At 63.4% G+C, this 21,481-nt stretch carries 21 protein-coding genes; 11 read left to right on the plus strand and 10 right to left on the minus strand.

Annotated elements, in window-relative coordinates; all coding sequences use genetic code 11:
• Window positions 1–10: 10 nt before the first annotated feature.
• The 7 genes from ABS769_RS10585 to ABS769_RS10615 all read right to left on the minus strand — a co-directional run bounded on the left by ABS769_RS10585 (window position 11) and on the right by ABS769_RS10615 (window position 4,517).
• Complete coding sequence (locus ABS769_RS10585; RefSeq protein WP_317061643.1) at window positions 11–433, minus strand: hypothetical protein; 423 nt, start codon at window positions 431–433, stop codon at window positions 11–13.
• A 207-nt stretch (window positions 434–640) separates the two neighbouring features.
• The gene (locus ABS769_RS10590; protein ID WP_317061642.1) at window positions 641–1,171 is read right to left on the minus strand and encodes a DUF2884 family protein; all 531 of its coding nucleotides are present in this window, start codon (window positions 1,169–1,171) and stop codon (window positions 641–643) included.
• 32 nt (window positions 1,172–1,203) lie between these two features.
• Window positions 1,204–2,034, minus strand: a complete 831-nt coding sequence (locus ABS769_RS10595) for a GIN domain-containing protein (RefSeq protein WP_350498152.1) — start codon at window positions 2,032–2,034, stop codon at window positions 1,204–1,206.
• A gap of 14 nt (window positions 2,035–2,048) precedes the next feature.
• Window positions 2,049–3,035, minus strand: a complete 987-nt coding sequence (locus tag ABS769_RS10600) for an ABC transporter permease (protein ID WP_317061638.1) — start codon at window positions 3,033–3,035, stop codon at window positions 2,049–2,051.
• A complete protein-coding gene (locus tag ABS769_RS10605; protein WP_317061637.1) occupies window positions 3,032–3,907 on the minus strand; it encodes an ABC transporter ATP-binding protein in 876 nt (291 codons plus the stop codon). Before ABS769_RS10605 ends, ABS769_RS10600 begins: the two co-directional genes overlap by 4 nt.
• On the minus strand, window positions 3,904–4,266 hold the full coding sequence (locus ABS769_RS10610) for a GntR family transcriptional regulator (protein WP_003483692.1): 363 nt from the start codon (window positions 4,264–4,266) through the stop codon (window positions 3,904–3,906). Before ABS769_RS10610 ends, ABS769_RS10605 begins: the two co-directional genes overlap by 4 nt.
• Before the next feature lie 2 nt (window positions 4,267–4,268).
• Entirely contained in the window at window positions 4,269–4,517 is a 249-nt protein-coding gene (locus ABS769_RS10615) for a hypothetical protein (protein WP_043889124.1), read from the minus strand.
• A gap of 134 nt (window positions 4,518–4,651) precedes the next feature.
• Here ABS769_RS10615 and ABS769_RS10620 point away from each other — a divergent pair, with 134 nt between their 5' ends.
• From ABS769_RS10620 to ABS769_RS10665, 10 genes are all read left to right on the plus strand, one after another.
• Complete coding sequence (locus ABS769_RS10620; protein ID WP_317061633.1) at window positions 4,652–5,209, plus strand: glutathione peroxidase; 558 nt, start codon at window positions 4,652–4,654, stop codon at window positions 5,207–5,209.
• 90 nt (window positions 5,210–5,299) lie between these two features.
• Entirely contained in the window at window positions 5,300–6,271 is a 972-nt protein-coding gene (locus tag ABS769_RS10625; protein WP_168958518.1) for an FKBP-type peptidyl-prolyl cis-trans isomerase, read from the plus strand.
• 24 nt (window positions 6,272–6,295) lie between these two features.
• A complete protein-coding gene (locus tag ABS769_RS10630) occupies window positions 6,296–7,645 on the plus strand; it encodes a UDP-glucose dehydrogenase family protein (RefSeq protein WP_317061632.1) in 1,350 nt (449 codons plus the stop codon).
• Complete coding sequence (locus ABS769_RS10635; protein ID WP_006448709.1) at window positions 7,638–7,874, plus strand: SlyX family protein; 237 nt, start codon at window positions 7,638–7,640, stop codon at window positions 7,872–7,874. Before ABS769_RS10630 ends, ABS769_RS10635 begins: the two co-directional genes overlap by 8 nt.
• Window positions 7,875–7,892: 18 nt before the next feature.
• A complete protein-coding gene (locus tag ABS769_RS10640) occupies window positions 7,893–8,630 on the plus strand; it encodes a DUF2058 domain-containing protein (protein WP_345785021.1) in 738 nt (245 codons plus the stop codon).
• A gap of 239 nt (window positions 8,631–8,869) precedes the next feature.
• Window positions 8,870–9,718 (plus strand): transporter, encoded by an 849-nt coding sequence (locus ABS769_RS10645; RefSeq protein ID WP_430544155.1) that lies wholly within the window; start codon window positions 8,870–8,872, stop codon window positions 9,716–9,718.
• 219 nt (window positions 9,719–9,937) lie between these two features.
• The gene (locus ABS769_RS10650; protein WP_317061629.1) at window positions 9,938–11,068 is read left to right on the plus strand and encodes a LacI family DNA-binding transcriptional regulator; all 1,131 of its coding nucleotides are present in this window, start codon (window positions 9,938–9,940) and stop codon (window positions 11,066–11,068) included.
• A gap of 13 nt (window positions 11,069–11,081) precedes the next feature.
• Window positions 11,082–12,392, plus strand: a complete 1,311-nt coding sequence (fucP, locus tag ABS769_RS10655) for an L-fucose:H+ symporter permease (protein ID WP_317061628.1) — start codon at window positions 11,082–11,084, stop codon at window positions 12,390–12,392.
• Complete coding sequence (locus ABS769_RS10660; protein ID WP_317061627.1) at window positions 12,389–13,375, plus strand: carbohydrate kinase family protein; 987 nt, start codon at window positions 12,389–12,391, stop codon at window positions 13,373–13,375. Before fucP ends, ABS769_RS10660 begins: the two co-directional genes overlap by 4 nt.
• Entirely contained in the window at window positions 13,372–14,577 is a 1,206-nt protein-coding gene (locus tag ABS769_RS10665) for an AGE family epimerase/isomerase (protein WP_317061625.1), read from the plus strand. Before ABS769_RS10660 ends, ABS769_RS10665 begins: the two co-directional genes overlap by 4 nt.
• A gap of 431 nt (window positions 14,578–15,008) precedes the next feature.
• Here ABS769_RS10665 and metH read toward each other — a convergent pair whose 3' ends face one another.
• The 3 genes from metH to ABS769_RS10680 form a co-directional block, all read right to left on the minus strand.
• Window positions 15,009–17,762, minus strand: coding sequence for a methionine synthase (gene metH / locus ABS769_RS10670; RefSeq protein ID WP_317061624.1), 2,754 nt, complete (start codon window positions 17,760–17,762; stop codon window positions 15,009–15,011).
• Between the two features lie 154 nt (window positions 17,763–17,916).
• Entirely contained in the window at window positions 17,917–19,062 is a 1,146-nt protein-coding gene (locus ABS769_RS10675; protein WP_317061623.1) for a homocysteine S-methyltransferase family protein, read from the minus strand.
• Window positions 19,059–20,054, minus strand: coding sequence for an ArsR/SmtB family transcription factor (locus ABS769_RS10680; RefSeq protein ID WP_317061622.1), 996 nt, complete (start codon window positions 20,052–20,054; stop codon window positions 19,059–19,061). The genes ABS769_RS10675 and ABS769_RS10680 overlap by 4 nt, the downstream gene beginning before the upstream one ends.
• Before the next feature lie 152 nt (window positions 20,055–20,206).
• Here ABS769_RS10680 and ABS769_RS10685 point away from each other — a divergent pair, with 152 nt between their 5' ends.
• Window positions 20,207–21,325, plus strand: a complete 1,119-nt coding sequence (locus tag ABS769_RS10685; protein WP_225307002.1) for an acyl-CoA dehydrogenase family protein — start codon at window positions 20,207–20,209, stop codon at window positions 21,323–21,325.
• Window positions 21,326–21,481 lie beyond the last annotated feature (156 nt).

The raw sequence follows: 21,481 nt of genomic DNA on the forward strand, positions 1-21,481 counted from the left end.
ACTTCGCTACTCAGTGCCGCTCGGCCTGCACGTTGCCGAAGCTCTCGCGATACGGCTGCAGCGACGGGATCTCATTGAGTAATTCGCCGCTGATCTTCTGGATGTCCGGGGTGACCGTCAGCTTGATCGACTTGTATTCCGGGTCCGCGCCGGCATCGTTGACGGCCTGCTGACGCAGCATCTGCAGGTGCCCGAACAGCAGCTGCAGCTTGGCGCGCGTCGGCTCTTTCTGCGGTAGCGCAATATCGTCGATCTTCAGTGTGCCGTCCGGGGTGATTTCCGCATTGGCAGCCGGTGGGCGGCGGATCATCACCGATTGGGTGGTGATCGCAACGCGCGGCTTGCCACGTTCGGCGCGCCGGGACGACTGGTCGCCGCAGGCGGCGAGAGTGCACAGCAGCAGCGCCATGCAGAGCATCACGAACTTGTTCATGGGATCGATGGGTTGAGGGGAGCGCACTAGTGTAATCCCGCCCCGGCCAGGCGATCCGGGCCAGGGTTACATGGCATGGCTGACAAAATGTCGCAGGCCAAGGTGGCGCTCAACTCGCGTGCAGGAATCGGCATGGGTATGCGCTCCATCCGATTCGGGAAGCCGCTGCGCCTGCCAACGCTTGCGCAGCGGCTGTCACGGCCGCACTTACTTGCGGCAGTCGTCAACGTCGTGTTGCGTAAGGGTGGAGTAGGGCGCAAACGCCGGCACCAGTTGCGCAGCGGCGTCCTGCGCGGCGCGCAGTTTGGCCAGTTGATCGCAGATCTGCATGGCGTTGTGCTTGAAGCTGTCCGCCTGTGCTTCGATCTTGTCGCCGATCTGGTCGGTGTTGCCGCTGAGCACGCCCTTGAGCGCTTCGCCCGCCGCATGCGCGCCAAACGCTGCACCTTGGGTGCCGATGTCGATGCCTTTTTCGGCCACGCCCTGGATCTGCGCGTAGAAGTTGCGCATCGCCTGCCGCTGCGCATCGTTCAAGGTTACCGGCTTGCCATCGATGCTGAGCGCGCCATCCACACCGATGGTGGCTGCAGGCAAGCCGTCACGCTTGAGTGTCACGCTCTTGCCGTTGAAGGTCACGCCACTGCCGCTGGCCTGGCCCGATACATTGACCGTGGGCTCGGACTTGCCACAACCGACCAACAGCGCGCTCGCCAACACCACAGAAATCAACAGTTTCATCAGCAGTTCCCCCTCGAATCGTCAATGAGTGATCAGTTGTCGGTCGGCACGCGCGTGCTGCCGGTGACATCGCTGACGTCGATATCGCCGCTACCCTTGCGCGCCACGCTGACGTTGCCGCGCACCTTGCGCACGCTCAGTGTGCCGGAGTTGACCGCGTCCACGCCCACATCGCCTTGCACGTCGTCGATGTCGACATCGCCGGAGCCGATCGTGCCGAGCTTGACGTTGCCGGCAACGCCGCGCAGTTTGACGTCGCCCGAGCCGACCTTGCCGACCTCTGCTGCGCCACGCACGTGCGTGGCCTTGAGATCGCCCGAGCCCACTGCCAAGACACGCAACGCGCCCATGTCTTCCAGCTCGATGTCGCCGGAGCCGACCTTGGCGGTGACGCGGCCCTTGGTGCGACGAATCGCCATGTCGCCAGAGCCGACGTCGGCACTGACCGCTGCCGCACCGGAGATCTCCGCATCGCCGGAACCCACGTCGAACTGCAGCAGCAGCGTGTCGGGCACGCTGCCGCGCAGATCCAGGTACGCGTAGCTGTCGCCCACGGAGATGCGCATGCTGCGGTCGTCGTCCAGCGTCACCACCAACTTGTCGCCGACGCGCTTCTGGGTGACGGTCAGTCCTTTGAGCAGATCGGCGCGTGCTGCACAGGCGCGGCCGCTCAGACGCCCGCTACTGCCCGGCGAGGCATCCAGATGCAGGTCGTTGGAGGCGACCTCGAACAACACCGACTTCACTCCGCTCAGTTTCAGCTCCAGGTTGCGCGGCTCGGAGAATTTGCATTGCTCCTGGGCAAACGCAGCGCCGGGCAACGCGAACAAGATGGCCAGACTCAGATGCAGGTGCGAACGCATGGGGTGTCCTTTAGTCAGGCTTCGGAGCGCCGACGGCGCAGATAGATGGAGGCAGCGATCAGCACCACGCCGATGGCGGCGCCGATCCAGATGTCGGGGTTGCCGTAGACCAGCCTGCTATCGGTGTGCTGCAGCACCCACTGCACCAGATCGCTAGGGTTCTGCATCGCACTGCTATCCAGGTTGCCGCTGACTGCAAGTGGCGACCAGGTGCCGGGCAGGGCGCTGAGCAGGCCGCGGTAGCCGACGATGTACCAGATCCAGCCGATCGGCAGCGATACGCCCGGCATTGCCGAAAGGATGCTCAGCATCACGCAGGCCAGCAGCGGAAACAGCACCGCCCACAGGAACGGCTTGCTGGTGGCCCAGGCCGAGCAGAACATCAGCCAGCCCACGGTCGGCAGCGACCACAGCAAGCTCATCGGAACGGTCTGCAGCATCAGCCACAACAACGAGAACGGATGCGAGTGGGTGGCCAAGCCCCATGGATTGGGCACACCGGCGATCAACGCGCCGCCGATGGCGATCAACCACAGCGCCAGGCCGACCAGTACGCCGATCGCGATGGCGATCAGCGGCGCCAGCAACAGCGCCCAGGCGGCCTTGGACAACACCGTCTGCACGTCGGACACCGGCAGCGATTTCCAGAACAGCACGCTGCGGTCGCGGCGGTCGTCGTACAGGCTGCCCAGTGCATAGAAGAACACCACGAATGCCAGGACCACCGAGGCGATTCCGATACCGCCCAGCAGCAGGCCGTCGCCGACCTGGCCGAGGGTGCGGGTGTACTCGGCCATGTCCGACATCGTCATGCTGTCGCCGATCATGTTGCGGCGTGCGCTGATCGCCCCGATCACCGCGCCCAGCAGTGCGAAGAACACCGCGATGCCGCCAGTGATGATCTGCGCCCAGACGAAGCCGCCACGGTGTTCCCAGTATTCCCGTTTGAGCAGCCAGCCGAAGGTGCGGGCGGGAGAGGATTGGTGGGTGAGTGCATTCATGCGTAGGTCCCCTTCATGACCGCAACGAACAGGTCGGCAAGGCCGGGATTGCGGGTTTCGCCAAAGCGGGCGAGCTGCTCTTTCGGCACGCCATCGAACAGCATCACGGTCTTGCCGAACGGCAGGCTGCGCTCGTCGATCGGCTTCATGGCTCTGGCAGCCTCGAGATGCTCGGCACCCACCAGCACTTCGGTGTAGCGCTCGGCCACGTTTTCCATGTCGGCGGTCAGCACGATGCGGCCGTCGCGGATGAACATCACATCGGTGAGGATGTGTTCGATCTCTTCCACCTGGTGGGTGGTGACGATGATGGTTTTTTGCTCATCGAAATAGTCTTCCAGCAGGCGCTGGTAGAACTGCTTGCGATACAGGATGTCCAAGCCCAGGGTGGGCTCGTCCAGCACCAGGATGCGTGCGTCGATGGCCATCACCAGCGCCAGATGCAGCTGCACGATCATGCCCTTGGACAATTCGCGCACCCGCGATTTGCGGTTGAGCTGCGTATTGGCCAAAAAGCGCTCGCACTTGGCGCGATCGAAGCGCGGATGCACGCCGGCAACGAAATCGATCGCCTCGCCAACCCGCAGCCAGCGCGGCAGCACCGCCACGTCGGCGATGAAGCAGACCTCGTTCATCAGTGCGTTGCGCTGGGTGCGCGGATCCATGCCGAGCACGCTCAACTCGCCGTCGAAATCGGTCAGCCCCAGCACCGCCTTGAGCGCGGTGGTCTTGCCGGCGCCGTTGGGGCCGATCAATCCAACGATGCGCCCGGTGGCAATGGTGAAACTGGTGTTGTCCAGCGCGAGCCGATGCTTGTAGGCCTTGCGCAGGCCACGTGCGTCGACCACATGGTCGGAGGAGACGGCGGTCATGGTGTTTTTCCCTGTGGCAACAGATCGTCGATGGACAGTCCCAGGCGCTGGATGCGTTCCAGCACTGCGGGCCATTCTTCATTCAAGAAACGCTCGCGCTCGCTGCCGCGCAATTTCTGTGCGGCTTCCGGGGTCATGAACATGCCCAGGCCGCGGCGTTTTTCCACCAGATTCTCGTCGGCCAACTCCTGGTAGGCGCGCGAGACGGTAATGGGATTGAGTTGGTAGTCCGCCGCCACCTGGCGCACCGAGGGCAGGGCGTCGCCAGGTTTGAGGATTCCATCGAGCATCATGGCAATGACCCGTTCCTTGAGTTGGCGGTAGATGGGAGCGCCGTCGCTCCATTGGATGTCGTTCATGATCAGCTCCGTGGGCGCAGAACCTGCGCGAAGGAGAAATAGGGCATCGACAGCGAAGCGCGCAGGTGCCGGCTGGGCCGGGTGCGCTCCTCGGGGGGAGTTGTCGCGTTTTCCGTAACCGCCTCCGACACGCCATAATCGGCGCCGGACTCCGTGACCAGACTGGAAGCGGCTCCCAGGCAACCAATGGCGAACAGGGTGCTGCCGAGCAGCAGCAATGGAGCTGGTCGCGTGAAGCGTGTGCTGTTCATGCTTTCCCCTGCGTTGGATGACTGGTGTTGTATCTAACTATAACACCGACACGCAGGCAGTCAACTGTCTGTCATACCCAACTGATGGCACCCCGCATCTGCGAGGGGCCGGAACCTATTCAAGGGGATCGCGCATGTTGCTCAATCGTTTGCTGGTCATTGTATTTGCTGGCTTTTTTTCCGCCTCGGCGCTGGCCGCAGGTGCGCCGGTGCTGGATCTGGACTACCGGCCGCTGGCCGGCAAGGCGCCAATCAACCTGAACCGTACTTACGGCGGCAAGGTGGTGATGGTGGTCAACACCGCCAGCAAATGCGGCTACACCCCGCAGTACGAAGGACTGGAAGCGCTGAACAAGCGCTTCGGTAGCCGCGGTTTTTCGGTGCTGGGCTTTCCGTCCAACGATTTCCAGGGGCAGGAACCGGGATCTGAGAAGCAGATCCAGGAATTCTGCACGCTGACCTATGGCGTCAAGTTCCCGATGTTTGAGAAGGTGCATGTGCTGGGCAAGGATGCGACGCCGCTGTATCAGCGCTTGACGCAAGCCACCGGCGTTGCGCCGGGTTGGAACTTCCACAAGTATTTGATTAGTCGCGATGGACGCGTGGTGGCGCAGTTTCCCAGCAAGATCAAACCGGACGATCCGAGCGTGTTGGCGGCAATCGAACGCGAGCTCAAGGCACCGTCGCGCTGAGCGCGGCTCTCGCAACGCGGCGCGCACATGCGACAATGCGCATTCAGCGCCGGCGTCGGCGTGTCTTTTCACTTTCGGGAAGTGCATCGAATGAAGATGGGAAAGCGCGGCGCGGCGGCGTCGCTACTGATGGTGGCACTGTCGGCATCGATGCCGGCGATGTCACAGCAACCGGCCGCAGCGGCCACCAAGGAGAAGCCAGTTGTGAATGCATCGTCTGAGAAGAGCACCCGCGACAACGTCAGCTACGCCATCGGTATGGATGTGGCGCGCTCGTTCGAGCCGATTGCCCAGGACATCGATGTAAGCGCACTGCAACGCGCCATCGAAAATGCATTCAAGGGCGGCAAGCCGTTGTTGTCCGATGAGCAGACCCAGGCCACCGATACCGCCCTGCGCACTGCGCTGGCAGCGCGTAACGGCCAGCAGGTTCCGGGCATGGCCCCGGGTAGCGCGCCTGCAGCGCCGTCCAAGGAAAACGTCGGCCTGATGCTGGGCGATCGCGCGGTCGGCCCGTCGTTGGCCGGCATCAAGGACGAGATCGATCTGAGCATCCTGATGGAAGCCGTGCGTACCGTGTTCGCCAAGGGCACCACGCGTCTGACCCAGCAGGAAGCCGCAGCGACGATGCAGGCCTTCGCCTCTGCCAAGCAGGGCGCTGCCGGTGCCAAGAATCGCGAAGAAGGCAATGCGTTCCTCGCCAAGAACAAGACCGAAAAAGGCGTGATCACCACGGCCTCGGGCTTGCAGTACACGGTGTTGCGCCAGGGTAGCGGCGAGCGTCCGATGCCCACCAATACGGTGCGCGTGAACTACGAAGGCAAGCTGCTCAACGGGCAGGTGTTCGACAGTTCCTACCAGCGCGGCCAGCCGGCCGAGTTCGGTCTGAATCAAGTCATTGCAGGTTGGACCGAGGGCGTCGCACTGATGCCGGTCGGTTCGAAATATCGTTTCTGGATTCCATCCAACTTGGCCTATGGCCCGAACGGCACGCAGGGGGGGCCGATCGGACCAGACGCAACGTTGACGTTCGATGTCGAACTGATGGGTATCCTTCCCTGATCCCCCACAGGAGTATCCCCCCCCATGCGAGTTGCGATCTTTGGTACCGGCTATGTTGGTCTAGTCACCGGTACCTGTCTGGCCGAAGTAGGTCATCACGTTATCTGCGTGGATATCGACCAGGCGAAAGTTGATGGTCTCAATCGAGGGGTGATCCCCATCTATGAACCCGGCTTGGAGCCGATGGTGAAAGCCAACCACGCCTCTGGCCGGTTGCGCTTCACCAGCGATGCTGCCGAGGCGATTGCGCATGGCGAAATCACCTTCATCGCCGTGGGCACGCCGCCGGATGAGGATGGCAGTGCCGACCTGCAGTACGTGCTGGCAGTTGCGCGTACCGTCGGTCGTCATATCGACGGCCCGTCGGTGGTCGTCAACAAGTCCACGGTGCCGGTCGGTACCGCCGACAAGGTGCGCGTGGCGATCCAGGAAGAACTGGATGCACGTGGCGTGGAGCATGAGTTCGACGTCGTCTCCAATCCGGAATTCCTGAAGGAAGGCGACGCCGTTGCCGACTGCATGCGTCCGGATCGCATCGTGATCGGTGCCACCAAGCCGGCAGCGATTGCACGCATGCGCCGTCTGTATGCACCGTTCAATCGCAACCGCGATCGCATCGTCGAGATGGACGTGCGTTCGGCCGAGCTGACCAAGTACGCGGCCAACGCGATGCTGGCGACCAAGATCAGTTTCATGAATGAGATCGCCAACATTGCCGAGCGTGTCGGTGCGGACGTGGAGCACGTGCGTAACGGTATCGGTTCGGATCCGCGCATCGGCTGGCACTTCATCTATCCCGGTGCCGGTTATGGCGGCTCGTGCTTCCCCAAGGACGTGCAGGCGCTGGCCAAGACCGCCGAGCAGTACGGCATGCAGCCGACCCTGCTCAACGCGGTGGAAAGCGTCAACAACGCGCAGAAGGGTCATTTGTTCGAACTGGTGCAGCGTCACTACGGCGGCGAAGCCGGCGGCAGCCTTGCCGGCAAGACCTTCGCGGTGTGGGGCCTGGCGTTCAAGCCCAATACCGACGACATGCGTGCGGCCTCCAGCCGTCGTCTGCTGGCGCAGTTGTGGGAAGCCGGCGCCACCGTGCGTGCCTACGATCCGGAAGCCACCCACGAAGCCAAGCGCATCTTCGGTGAGCGCGACGATCTGACCTTCTGCGACGAAGCCTTCGCTGCTCTGGACGGCGCCGATGCGCTGGTGGTGGTCACCGAGTGGAAGCAGTTCCGCAGCCCGGATTTCGGCAAGATCAAGCAGGCCTTGAAGGACGACGTCGTATTCGACGGTCGCAACCTTTACGACCCGCAGGAAATCGAAGCTGCCGGCCTGGCTTACTACGCCATCGGACGAGGCCGTTCGTTGCATGCATGAGCAACTCTCGCCGCGCGACCAGGAACTGGACGCGCGGTTGGTTGAACTGGAAACGCGGCTCTCCTTTCAGGAGCACGCGCTCAATGAACTGAGTGAAGCACTTGCGGACGCCCGTTTGACGGGCGCCCGCAATGCCGAGCTGATCCGCCACCTGCTCGAGGATCTGGGCAAGGTGCGCTCCACGTTGTTTGCCGATGCAGCGGACGAACCGCCGCCTCCGCACTATTGATTGCAGATTGCCACCGCCATGAGCGATACCTTACGTGACCAGTTGCTTGGGTTGGGCTTCAAGTCCGCCCCCAAGCCCGAACGCAAACCCGACGCACGGCCTGCCGCGCGTCACCATGGCAACGGTGGCAGGCCCGCACCCGGCGGCAACACGCCGGGTGGCCAGGGCAGGGGACCGCAGCGGCCGCACGCCGCTGCGGCGACCGACGGCAAGCATGAGCGCACAAGCAACGGCAGGCCTGATCGTCGCAACGATGGCAAGCCAGCAGCCTCGCCACGTCCGCAGCATGCCAATGCAGAGCGTCGCGGCCCCAAACCGGCACGCACGCGCGAAGACATCGATCTGGCCAAGGCCTATGCGATCCGTGCGCAGCGCGAGAAGGACGAACGGATCGAAGCCGAGCGACTGAAGCAGGAAGAAGCACGCCTGCGTCGCGAAGCCAAGGCCAAGCTCGAAGAATTGCTCAAGGACAAGGGCCTGAATCATGCCGATGCCGATATCGCCCGGCATTTTCCGTATGGCGGCAAGATCAAGCGCATCTACGTGACCGCCGATCAGCTCAAGGCGCTCAATGCCGGCGAGCTGGGTGTGTTGCAGCTCAACGGGCGTTATCTGCTGGTTACCGCCGAGTTGCTGGCCGAAGCCGAATCGGTGTTCGCACCTTCGGTCGCATTGAAGGTGGATCCGAATGCACCGGCAAGCGACGACCCGTATGCGGACCCCCAGTATCAGGTGCCCGACGACCTGGTCTGGTAACGCTGCACGACATGCTTTTGTTGAAACATGGGCACCTGATGGGTGCCCATCTGTTTTGGCGCATGCCTTGGCGTTGCGCAGCTGGATCGTTGCTTGCGCGCGCGTGCGAGTTGAGCGATGCAGCAAACGCGCGGCTGGCGATACACAGGCCGGTCACGGCGCGCGCGGCACCATGCGCGGCGTTGTTGGTCGACGTCTGCGGGCACGGTGTCCGCGGCGTCGCTGCTCACTTCCTGCCGATGGTGTCGCGTATGTCCATGTCTTCGAATTCCCTGCCACCGTGTGCCGATGCATCAGTGCGCTCAGCAGTGCGCCGTGTTCCGTGCATGCATGGGCGTCGCAACGCTGTGTCGGTTGGATTATTGGGGCTTGTGCTCTGCGCGCTTAGTCAGCAGGCAGCCGCACAGGCAGACGAGGCGCCGGCATTCGATCGCCCCGGGATTCCGTTCGCTGCCGAAACGCTGCAGCCGGGTGTGTTTGCTTGGGAACAGGGCTTGCCGGATGCGAGCACCGACCGCGCCGATGGGCAGCGGATCACGCAGTACACCGCCGATACGTTGCTGCGTCTGGGCTTTTTGCAGAACGTGGAGCTGCAGCTGGGCAGCGACAGTTACAACTGGCAGCGCGGCGGTGGCGCGCGCGTGCATGGCGGTGGCGACAGCCATATCGGCTTGAAGGTCGCACTGCCGTCGCGTTCGGACAGCTTTCATTGGGCCGCGCTCGCCAGCTACAGCGTGCCGACCGGCAGCCCTGATTTCAGCGATGGCTACGCGCGCGAGCTGGGCGTGACCGCGTCGTGGGATCTGGCACAGGAGCGCGCGCTGGCGCTGTACGTCAACTATGCGCGCGACAACGACGGGCACACCTGGACCTTCTCGCCCAATTACACGTTCTTTTCCGGCGAGCGTTTCAGCAGCTATGTGGAAGCGGGCTTCGATACCGGCAGCGAGCATTCACGCGTGGCTGGCGCCGGCGGCGCCTGGCAGCTGCCGCATGCGATGCAACTGGATGTGTCGGTGCTGCGTGGGCTGACTTCGGAGAGCCCGGATTGGCAGGGCGGGATCGGCTTGTCGATCGCGTTTCAGTGATGGAGGTTTGTGGGGCGACGGCCAAGCCGTGCCTTTCGAATCGACGCAGGAGCCAGGCGCAGGGCTTGCGGCTCGGGTAACACGGCGCTAGCCGGTCCAGCCCGCACGAACTGAATATGCTGCACTGCCGCATGCATTGATTTGCCGGAAAAGGCCTAATTGGATCGATCCAATCAACCCCAGATACATGCGCATTTCTTCCACTGCAAAGCCGGCTACATGACGCGTGCCAAGCCGATGCCGGCCGCCCCGGATGACGGCGATGCGCGCCGCATTCGACGCGGTGCAGTGACGCTGCGCGATATCGCCGGCGCCATCGGCGTATCGCGCGCGACCGTGTCTTTGGTGTTGCGCGGCAGCCCGCTGGTGCATGCGACCACGCGCGCGCGCGTGGAGGCCGAGCTGGATCGGCAGAACTACGTCTACAACCGTGCCGCCGCCAATCTGCGCTGCCGCACCTCGTCCAGCATTGCGCTGGTCATCAACGATCTGTCCAATCCATTCTTCGCCGAGTTCGCTGCAGGTGTGGATGAGGCCTTGGGTGCGGCCGGCTACGTCACCCTGCTCGGCAGCACTGGCGAATCCACGCAGCGCCAGCAGGCGGTGCTGACCTCGCTGATGGAGCACACGCCCGCCGGCATCATCCTGTCGCCGGCCGAAGGCAGCCAGGCCCAGGCACTGACCCAGGTGCTGGGGCGCCAGCACAACGTGGTGTTATTCAACCGCGAAGTGGAGGGCGCGCAGTGGGATCTGCTGGCGCTGGATAACGAACAGGGTGCGTTTCTCGCCTGCGAGCATCTGATCGCGCAGGGCCATCGGCGCATCGTGTTTTTCGGTGGCCATGCCGAATCCAGTTCCTGCCGCCAGCGCCGCGCTGGCTACACCCGCGCGATGACGAATGCTGGCTTTACCGTGCACTACGTCGAATCCGCACCGAATCGTCAGGACGCCGCGCTGTGCGGCGCGCGCATGCTCGATAGCGCCGACCACGCTGCAACCGCTGCGGTTTGCTACAACGACAGCGTTGCGCTGGGCTTGATGGCCGCGCTGGCGATGCACGGCATCGTGCCGGGCCGCGATTTCGCAGTGACCGGCTTCGACGACATCGCCGAAGCGGCCTTGTTTACACCGGCATTGACTACGTTGGCCGCAGATCCGCGTGCGCGCGGCAGGCAAGCCGCGCAGCTGGTGCTGCAACGCATTGGCAGTCCGGAGCGCGCATCGCAGCGCCTGACCGCCGCAGTCGCATTGAACATCCGTGCGAGCAGCGCCTGCTCGCCATCCGTGCTGACGCATCATCCCCCAGGCGATTCCCCCGCTCATTCCCCCACCAAGGCCTCAGGCCGCTGACCAGGCAATTCCTATGGTTTCCCTTTCCACGCAATCCACTGTGCCAAGCGGCAACAAGGCGCCGGTCAACAACGGCGTTGCGTTGTCGGTCGTCACCACGATCTTTTTCATGTGGGGCTTTCTCACCTGCCTCAACGACATTCTGATTCCGCATCTGAAGGCGGTGTTCGAACTCAACTTCGCGCAGGCGATGCTGGTGCAGTTCACCTTCTTCGGTGCGTATTTCCTGATGTCGCTGCCTGCCGGTTGGCTGGTGGCCAGGCTTGGCTACAAGCAAGGCATCGTTGCCGGTCTGGCGGTTGCTGCGGTCGGTGCATTGGGCTTCTGGCCTGCGGCGGAACTGCGCGTCTATGGCGCATTTCTCGGCGCGCTGTTCGTGCTTGCCACCGGCATCACCATCTTGCAGGTGGCGGCCAATCCGTATGTGGCGTTGCTGGGTCCGGAGCGCAGTGCGTCCAGCCGTTTGACCCTGGCGCAGGCGCTCAATTCGTTGGGCACCGCAATCGCGCCGCTGTTCGGTGGCTGGCTGATCCTGTCCAACACCGTGATGAGCGGCGACCAGCTCAAGGTGCTGCCGGAAGCCGAGCAGCTGGCCTATCGCGTGCAGGAAGCGCAGGCGGTGCAGGGGCCTTACATCGGCCTTGGCATTGTGCTGTTTCTGCTGGCGATCTTCGTATTCCTGTTCCGTCTGCCGGCCCTGACCGATGCGGGCGCGCAGAAGGATGAAAGCAGGCATTCGCTGCTGGATGCGCTGGCGCATCCGCATGTGCGCTTTGGTGTATTGGCGATCTTCTTCTATGTCGGCGCGGAAGTGGCGATCGGTAGCCTGATGGTCAATTACTTCTCGTTGCCGCAGATCGGTGGTTTCACCGAGCGTGAGGCGACCAACTACGTGTCGGCGTACTGGACGCTGGCGATGATCGGTCGCTTCATCGGTTCGGCCTTGCTGGCCAAGCTGTCGCCGCGTGTGTTGTTGTCGGTGTTCGCTGCAATCAATGCACTGCTGCTGGGCCTGACCATGGCCAGCGGCGGCATGCTGGCGGTGTATGCATTGGTGGCGATCGGCTTGTTCAACTCGATCATGTTCCCGACCATCTTTACGCTGGGCATCGAGCGCCTTGGTCCGCTGACCGGCCGCGCATCGAGCCTGTTGATCATGGCGATTGTCGGCGGCGCCATCGTGCCGTATCTGCAAGGTTTGCTGGCCGACAGCATCGGTCTGCACGAGTCGTTCGTGCTGCCGCTGCTGTGCTACCTGTACATCGTGTTCTACGGCATCTGGGGCTCGCGTCTGCGCGGCGCACTGGCGGAGGCGCGCGCATGAGTGCTGTCAAGAATCGGGTGGTCTGTTTTGGTGAGGCCTTGATCGACATGCTGGCGTTGCCGCCGGCCGGTGCGGACGAGGCGCGCACGTTTGCGCAATACGCTGGTGGTGCGCCGGCCAACGTCGCCGTTGCGGTGGCGCGGCTGGGCGGTGCGGCGCATTTTGTCGGCATGCTAGGGCGCGATATGTTCGGCGATTTTCTGCTGCAGAGTCTGCAGCAGGCCGGCGTCGCCACCGATGGCATCGTGCGCACCGATCAGGCCAAGACTGCGCTGGCCTTCGTTGCATTGGATGAAGCTGGCGAGCGCAGTTTCAGTTTCTATCGCCCGCCGGCAGCGGATCTGTTGTTCCGTCCCGAGCACTTTGCTGCCGACGGTTTCAAGCAGGCCGCCGTGTTGCATGTGTGCTCCAACAGCATGACCGAGCCTGCGATTGCGCAGTGCACGCTCGATGGCATGCGCCGCGCGCGCGCCGATGGCGCCATCGTCAGCCTGGATCTCAATCTGCGCCCGATGTTGTGGCCGCAGGATGTGGATCCGGCAGCGTTGCTGTGGGAGGCGTTGGCGTTGGCCGATGTGGTCAAGCTCTCGCGCGAAGAACTCGATTACCTGGCCGGCACGCTCGATGGCGATGCCAGCACGGTCACCCAGAAGCTGTGGCAGGGCCAGGCCAGCTGGTTGCTGGTCACCGATGGTGGCGGGCCGGTGCATTGGCAGACACGCACCGATTCCGGCCAGGTGCCGGCGTTCCATGTGCAGGTACGCGACAGCACCGCAGCCGGCGATGCGTTCGTCGGTGGTTTGTTGTTTCAGCTGGCGGCACGCGCGGCCACGCTGGAGCAGCTGTGTGGTGATGCCGCTGCGATCACCGAGGTGATCCGCTTTGCTGCGGCGGTCGGTGCGCTGGCGGTAACGCGCAAAGGCGCGTTCGCCGCGATGCCGAGCGTCGATGAAGTCCATTCTTTGATCCAGGAACAATCATGAGCCGTTTGCCTGCGACCCCCGCACCCGATTTCCGCTCGGCCGATGTGCTGCGTCAGCATATCGCCGACACCATGGCGTTCTACCATCCGCGCGCGATCGATCCGGCGGGTGGGTTTTTCCAGTATTTCCGCGACGATGGTGCGATCTACGACGCCGGGCATCGGCATCTGGTCAGCAGTACGCGCTTTGTCTTCAACTACGCGATGGCCTATCGCGAATTCGGCGATGCGCAGTATCTGGAAGCGGTACGCCACGGCCTGGATTATTTGCGCAATGTACATCGCAATCCGGCCACCGGCGGCTACGCATGGACCTTGCGCGATGGCGTGGTCGAAGACGACATGAATCACTGCTACGGCGTGGCGTTCGTGCTGCTGGCGTATTCGTGCGGCCTGAAGGCCGGCATCGAAGAGGCGCGCGCATGGATGGACGAAACCTGGCAGCTGCTGGAAAAATATTTCTGGGAGCCGGAATTCGGTCTGTACCGCGACGAAGCCGATGCGCAATTCAACTTCACCAGCTACCGCGGCCAGAACGCCAACATGCACATGTGCGAGGCGATGATTGCCGCGTACGAGGCCAGTGGCGAGCAACGCTATCTGGACCGCGCACTGTCGCTGGCCGACACCATGACCCGGCGTCAGGCAGCCAAGGCAGACGGCCTGGTGTGGGAACACTACGATCTGCAGTGGAACATCGACTGGGACTACAACCGCGACAATCCCAAGCACCTGTTCCGCCCCTGGGGCTTCCAGCCGGGCCACCAGACCGAATGGGCCAAGCTGCTGATGCTGCTGGATCGCTACGCGCCGACCGATTGGCTGCTGCCGACCGCGCAACACCTGTTCGATGTGGCCGTAGAGCGCTCATGGGATGCGCAGCGCGGTGGGCTGTATTACGGCTTCGACCCCGATGGCAAGGTTTGCGACGACGACAAGTATTTCTGGGTGCAGGCCGAGTCGCTGGCGGCCGCGGCCTTGCTGGCGCAGCGCAGCGGCGAAGCGCGTTATTGGCAGTGGTACGACAAGCTCTGGGAGTACTCCTGGAAGCACATGATCGACCACCGCTATGGCGCCTGGTATCGCATTCTGGATGCGGACAATCGCAAGTACAGCGATGAGAAGAGCCCCGCCGGCAAGACCGATTACCACACCATGGGTGCGTGCTACGAAGTCTTGAACGTGTTGCGGCCGGCTGCGTGATGCGACACGGTCGGCGAGGTGTGCCGACCGTTCAATGACTTCAAGACGTCGAGATATCGACTCTTAGCGGCGTTTAGATGCAGTCAGACGTTGAGGTCAGAAGGCTAATCGTTCGAGGGCGCGGTGCCCTCACCGCTTGCGGGACACGCCGCAAGTACGTCCGTGTAGGCTCGGTGGCGGCATCCATGCCGCCACACGGTCCCGCAAACGGTGAGGACACCGCACCAGAAAGTTTGTCGGTTGCTTTGTTGAAAGCCATGCTCACCGACCATCTCGACAGGTCCTTGTCAGCCCACTGTCGCGGGACCTTACGCGGCATGGATGCCGCGTAAGAGCCTACAGGGACGTACTTGCGGCGTGTCCCGCGACGGTGGGCGGGCAAGGGCCCTGCAGCCAGGCGGCAGAGCATCCAGGCGGCAGATCAGCTGCCATCACTCCGGGTCGTAATCCAGATTCGATGCCAACCAGCGTTCGGCCAGCGCAAGTGTGATGCCCTTGCGTCTGGCGTAATCGGCAACCTGTTCCTTGCCCACTCGCCCGACCACGAAATACTGGCTCTTGGGGTGGCTGAAGTAATAACCCGAGACCGCCGCGGTAGGCAGCATCGCGAAGCTTTCGGTCAGCGTCATCGTGGTGTTGCGCTCGGCGTCGAGCAGATCGAACAAGGTGCGTTTTTCGCTATGTTCCGGGCATGCAGGGTAGCCGGGCGCAGGACGGATGCCGCGATAGCGCTCGGCGATCAGTGCCTCGTTGTCCAAGCCCTCGTCTTCGATGTACCCCCAGAACTCGGTACGCACACGCTGATGCAAACGCTCGGCGAGCGCTTCGGCCAGACGGTCGGCCAAGGCCTTGAGCAGGATCGCGTTGTAGTCGTCGTGCGCCGCTTCGAAACGGGCCACATGCGGGTCGATACCAATGCCGGCAGTGACTGCAAACGCACCGATCCAGTCCTGCTTGCCGCTGGTCTTGGGTGCGATGAAATCGGCCAGACAGAAGTCGGGGCGGTCGACGGGTTTGTCGACCTGCTGGCGCAGGAAGTGCAAGAGCTGCCGGGATTGGGAATTCGGAATTTGGGATTGGCTGGGCAGCTGCGAATCCTCAATCCCGATCGCTGAATCCCGGTTGTCCGTCAGGACCACTTCCACATCATCGCCCACACTGTTGGCCGGCCACAGCCCGAACACGGCCTTCGCGGTCAGCCACTTCTCGGCGACGATCGTGCGCAACATCCTGCGTGCATCGCGATACAACTCGTTGGCCTGCGGACCGACCACTTCATCGCTGAGAATTGCCGGGAACTTGCCGGCCAGTTCCCAGGCCTGAAAGAACGGAGTCCAGTCGATCAGCTCGATCAATTCCTGCAGCGGATAGTCGTCGAACACATGCACGCCCGGCTGACGCGGGGTAGGCGGCACGTAGTTGTCCCAATCGCCATCGAAACGCTGTGCGCGTGCCTTTTCCAGCGAGACCAGGCGTTTTGCATCGCCCCGATTTCTGTGGCGGGTGCGGATCTCCGCGTAGTCGGCATCGTTGGCGGCCACGAAGGCCTGGCGCAGATCGCGCGAGATCAGCGATTGCGCAACGCCCACTGCGCGCGAGGCGTCCTTCACCCACACGGTGGGTGCTTTGTAATGCGGGTCGATCTTCAGTGCGGTGTGCGCGCGCGAGGTGGTGGCGCCACCGATCAACAACGGAATCTCGAACCCCTGTCGCTGCATCTCGCGCGCAACATGCGACATTTCTTCCAGCGACGGCGTGATCAAGCCGGATAGCCCAATCAGATCGGCATTCTCCGCACGCGCCCGGTCCAGGATCACCTGCGCCGACACCATCACGCCCAGATCCACCACGTCGAAGTTGTTGCATGCCAACACCACGCCGACGATGTTCTTGCCGATGTCGTGCACATCGCCCTTGACCGTGGCCATGATGATCTTGCCGTTGGACTTGCCGACATCGCCGGTGCGCAGCTTTTCCGCTTCGATGTACGGCAACAGATACGCCACCGCTTTCTTCATCACACGTGCGGATTTGACCACCTGCGGCAGGAACATTTTGCCCGCGCCGAACAGGTCGCCGACCACATTCATGCCGTCCATCAGCGGGCCTTCGATCACATCCAGCGGGCGTGTGGACTGTTGCCGCGCTTCTTCGGTATCGGTCTCCACGAACGCATCGATGCCATGCACCAGCGCATGCGCCAGGCGTGCGCGCACCGGCTTCTCGCGCCAGGCCAGGTCTTCGACTTTCGCCGCGCCCTTGCTGCCCTTGTAGCGCTCTGCAATTTCCAGCAAGCGTTCGGTGCCGTCCTTGCGGCGATTGAGGATCACGTCCTCCACGCGCTCGCGCAGCTCCGGGTCCAGCTCGTCGTAGATCAGCATGCCGCCGGCGTTGACGATGCCCATGTCCATGCCGGCCTTGATCGCATGGAACAGGAACACCGAGTGGATCGCCTGGCGCACCATCTCGTTGCCGCGGAACGAGAACGACACGTTGGAAACGCCGCCGGAAACATGGCAATGCGGCAGCGTGCGTTTGATCTGCCGGGTGGCTTCGATGAAGTCCACCGCGTAGTTGTCGTGCTCCTCGATGCCGGTGGCCACGGCAAAGATGTTCGGGTCGAAGATGATGTCTTCCGGCGGAAAGCCCACCTGCTCAGTCAGCACCTTGTAGGCGCGCGTGCAGATCTCGACCTTGCGCGCGCAGGTATCGGCCTGGCCCACTTCATCGAAGGCCATCACCACCGCGGCAGCGCCATAGCGCAGCACCTTGCGTGCCTGTTCAATGAACAGCGCTTCGCCTTCCTTGAGCGAGATCGAGTTGACCACGCTCTTGCCTTGCAGGCACTTCAGGCCGGCTTCGATCACGCTCCACTTGGACGAGTCCACCATCACCGGAATGCGCGCGATATCCGGCTCGGACATGATCAGGTTGAGAAAACGCGTCATCGCCTTTTCCGAATCGATCAGGCCCTCGTCCATGTTGACGTCGAGGATCTGTGCACCGTTGGCGACCTGCTGGCGTGCCACCTCCACGGCCTCTTCGTAGCGCTCTTCCTTGATCAGCTTGCGGAACTGCGCGCTGCCGGTGACGTTGGTGCGCTCGCCCACGTTGACGAACAACAGGTCCGGGGTGATGACCAGCGGTTCCAGGCCGGACAGGCGGGTGTGGCGGGGAGTGCTCATGCGATGCTCTGAAGAAGGGCGGCCGCGTTGCTAGCCCGGATCGGAAAAGGAAGTGGCGGGACGCAGTCGTCCGCACTCATCCGGCGCTGCACGCCTGCTTCCCCGGCATGTGGATGAAGGTGCCCGAAGGACGGATGAGTGTCATCGCTTTGCATCACGCAGCAAGCTCCTGCGCGCCAGGCAATTGCCGCGGCGGCAGGTCGGCGACCGCTTGGGCGATCGCACGGATGTGATCCGGCGAGGTGCCGCAGCAGCCGCCGACCAGATTGAGCAGGCCGGCCTGCGCAAATTCGCGCAGGGTTTCGGCCATTTCTTCCGGGGTTTCGTCGTACTCGCCGAAGGCATTCGGCAGGCCGGCATTGGGATGCGCGCTGACATAGGCGTCGGCAATCTGCGCCAGCGTTTCCACATGCGGGCGCAGGTCCTTGGCACCGAGCGCGCAGTTCAGGCCCACCGACAGCGGCCGCCCGTGCGCGACCGAGGCGTAAAACGCCTCGGCCGTCTGGCCGGACAAGGTGCGTCCGGAGGCATCGGTGATGGTGCCGGAGATCATCACCGGCAGGCGTCCGCCGCGCGCTTCGAACACTTCCTCGATCGCATACAGCGCGGCCTTGGCGTTGAGCGTGTCGAAGATGGTTTCCACCATCAGCGTGTCGGCGCCGCCGTCGATCAGGCCGTCGATGGCCTCGCGATAGGTGTCGCGCAAGGCGTCGAAACTGGTGTTGCGGTAGCCGGGGTCGTTGACGTCCGGGCTGATCGAAGCGGTGCGGCTGGTGGGGCCGAGCACGCCGATCACGAAGCGCGGCTTGTGCGGGGTCAGCGCCTCGACTTCGTCGCAGCAGGCGCGCGCGACCTGCGCGCCGGCCTTGTTCAATTCGTAGACCAGATGTTCCAGGTGATAGTCGGCCTGGCTTACCGAGGTGGCGTTGAAGGTATTGGTTTCCAGGAGGTCGGCACCGGCGTCCAGATAGGCGCGATGGATGCCGGCGATGATCTCCGGGCGCGACAGCAACAGCAGATCGTTGTTGCCTTTCAGGTCGTGGCCTTCCGGTGCGTGTGCGTGATCGCAGCCCGGGCCATGCACGTGCACCTGCGCGCTGTCGTAACCGTCGGCAAAGCGGGTGCCGCGATAGTCGGGCTCCTGCAGATCGTGGCGCTGGATCATGGTGCCCATCGCGCCGTCGATGATGAGGATGCGTTCGGCGAGCGCGGCAGTCAGCCTGGCGGCGCGCTCGGGATGCAGCCAGGGCAGTGCAAACGGGATTGGAGATTGGGGATTTGAGATTGCGGCGGGCGTCATGATGCGATTCTCCGTGAGGCAGTGGCGCCGCTTTCAACGATTCCCGATTCCCGACTCCCGATTCCCGGCTTCACCGCAATCAATGAAATCACCTCGAAATGCGGCGGGCGCTTCTCGCGCGTCACCGTCTCCAGGCTGGACACGTCCAGCCCGGCTTTCTCGGCGAACTTGCGTAGTTCCTTGGACGCAAAACCGAGGTTGACATGGCCATAGGCATGCACCGCGGCACGGTGTTCGTGCTTGGCCAGGCTGCACAGCAACAGGCGGCCGCCGGGGCGCAGCACGCGCGCGGATTCGGCCACCGCCTGCGCCGGCTTGGCCGCGTAGGTGAGCGCGTGCATCAGCACCACCAGGTCGAAGCTGGCATCCGGGAACGGCAGCGCATGCATGTCGCCTTCGCGCACTTCCACATTGCGCAGTTTGCGGAGGCGCTCGCTGGCGGCGGCGACCACGCGCGCGCTGGTGTCGATGCAGATGTAGCGGGTGGCGTGCGGGGCCACCAGCTCGGCCAGCACGCCGTCGCCGGAGGCGATGTCGAGCACGTCACCGGTCTCCAGCAAGGGCAGGGCGGTGCGCGCCAGCGCTTCCCAGGTGCGCCCGGGCGAGTAATGCCGCTCCATATCGCCGGCCACCGAATCGGCCCAGTTCTGGTCGGCGGCGCGGTTGGCCAGCACGGCGGCCACGCGCTCAGCGTCCTGGCGCAACAGTGGGTCGTCGCTGCCGGTGCTCAGCGCCAGCCACAAGGCGCGCTGCGCCGGGTCCAGCGACACCTCGTCGAAGCGGTAATAGGCCGAGACGCCAGCGCGGCGGTCGCGTACCAGCCCGGCTTCCTTGAGCTTGGCCAGGTGGGTGGACACGCGCGGCTGGGCCAGACGGGTGATGGCCGACAGCTCGGCCACGGTGAGTTCTTCCTGCTCAAGCAAGGTCAGCAGGCGCACTCGGGTGGCGTCGGCAAACACCTTCAGGCGCGCCGACCAGTCTTCCAGATCCATGAATATCTCTATATCGCGATATGGAGATATTTTCGGCCGGGCGGGGTGTGGGGTCAACTACATACGCATGCGAATGGTTGTGGCTACAATGGGTGCTCAGCCTAGGCCTGGAGGGATGCGACGTGGATTTCAGCTTTACCGAAGAACAATTGATGATCCAGGATGTGGCGCGCCGCATCGCCCAGGAAAAGATCGCCCCCAGCGCCGAACAGTTCGACCGCAGTGGCGAGTTCCCGCTGGACAACATCCGCCTGCTCGGTGAAAACGGCCTGATGGGCATCGAAGTACCGGCCGAGTACGGTGGCGCCGGCATGGACCCGATCAGCTACGCGCTGGCGATGATCGAAATTGCTGCCGCCGACGGCGCGCACTCCACCATCGTGTCGGTCAACAATTCGCTGTTCTGCACCGGTATTTTGAAGAACGGCAGCGAGGCGCAGAAGCAGCTGTACGTGCGTGCGATTGCCGAAGGTGCGCAGATCGGTGCGTTCGCGCTGACCGAGCCGCAGTCCGGTTCGGATGCCTCGGCGATGCGCTGCCGCGCGGTCAAACAGGCCGATGGCAGCTTCGTGATCAATGGCAAGAAGAGCTGGATCACCTCCGGCCCCGTCGCCAAGTACATCGTGCTGTTTGCAGTGACCGAGCCGGACAAGGGCTCGCGCGGCATCACAGCTTTCATGGTGGACGCCGATCGGGCCGGCTTCCATCGCGGCAAGACCGAACCCAAGCTCGGCATCCGTGCGTCGGCCACGTGCGAGATCGAGTTTGCCGATTACATCGCGCAGCCCGACGAGGTGCTGGGCGTGGAGGGCGAGGGCTTCAAGACTGCGATGAGCGTGCTCGACGCCGGGCGTATCGGCATCGCCTCGCAGGCGGTCGGCATCGCGCGTGCGGCGTACGAGGCCACGCTGGCTTACGTGAAAGAGCGCAAGGCGTTCGGCGCGGCCATCGGCACCTTCCAGATGACCCAGGCCAAGATCGCCGACATGAAGTGCAAGCTGGATGCAGCGCTGCTGCTCACGCTGCGCGCGGCCTGGTTGAAGGGGCAGGGTCAGAAGTTCGGCACCGAAGCGGCCGTGGCCAAGCTCACCGCCTCGGAGGCGGCAATGTGGATCACCCATCAAGCGGTGCAGATCCATGGCGGTATGGGCTACTCGAAGGAAATGCCGCTGGAGCGTTACTTCCGCGATGCCAAGATCACCGAGATCTACGAAGGCACCTCGGAAATCCAAAGGCTAGTGATTGCGCGCGCCGAGACCGGCCTGCGCTGAAGCCAGCCGCATCCAGCGCTGCCGCTGGATGCGGCAACGCCACAGGCCCAAGGTGCGCAGCGATCGATCCGGCAACGTGTTGGTGTAGGCGATTGCTTCGCACTGCCTGGTAGGAGCGCGCTTGCGCGCGATGAAGCACTATCGATAACGCTTCAT

This window comes from Xanthomonas hortorum (assembly GCF_040279205.1).
Classification (GTDB): Bacteria; Pseudomonadota; Gammaproteobacteria; order Xanthomonadales; family Xanthomonadaceae; genus Xanthomonas; species Xanthomonas hortorum_F.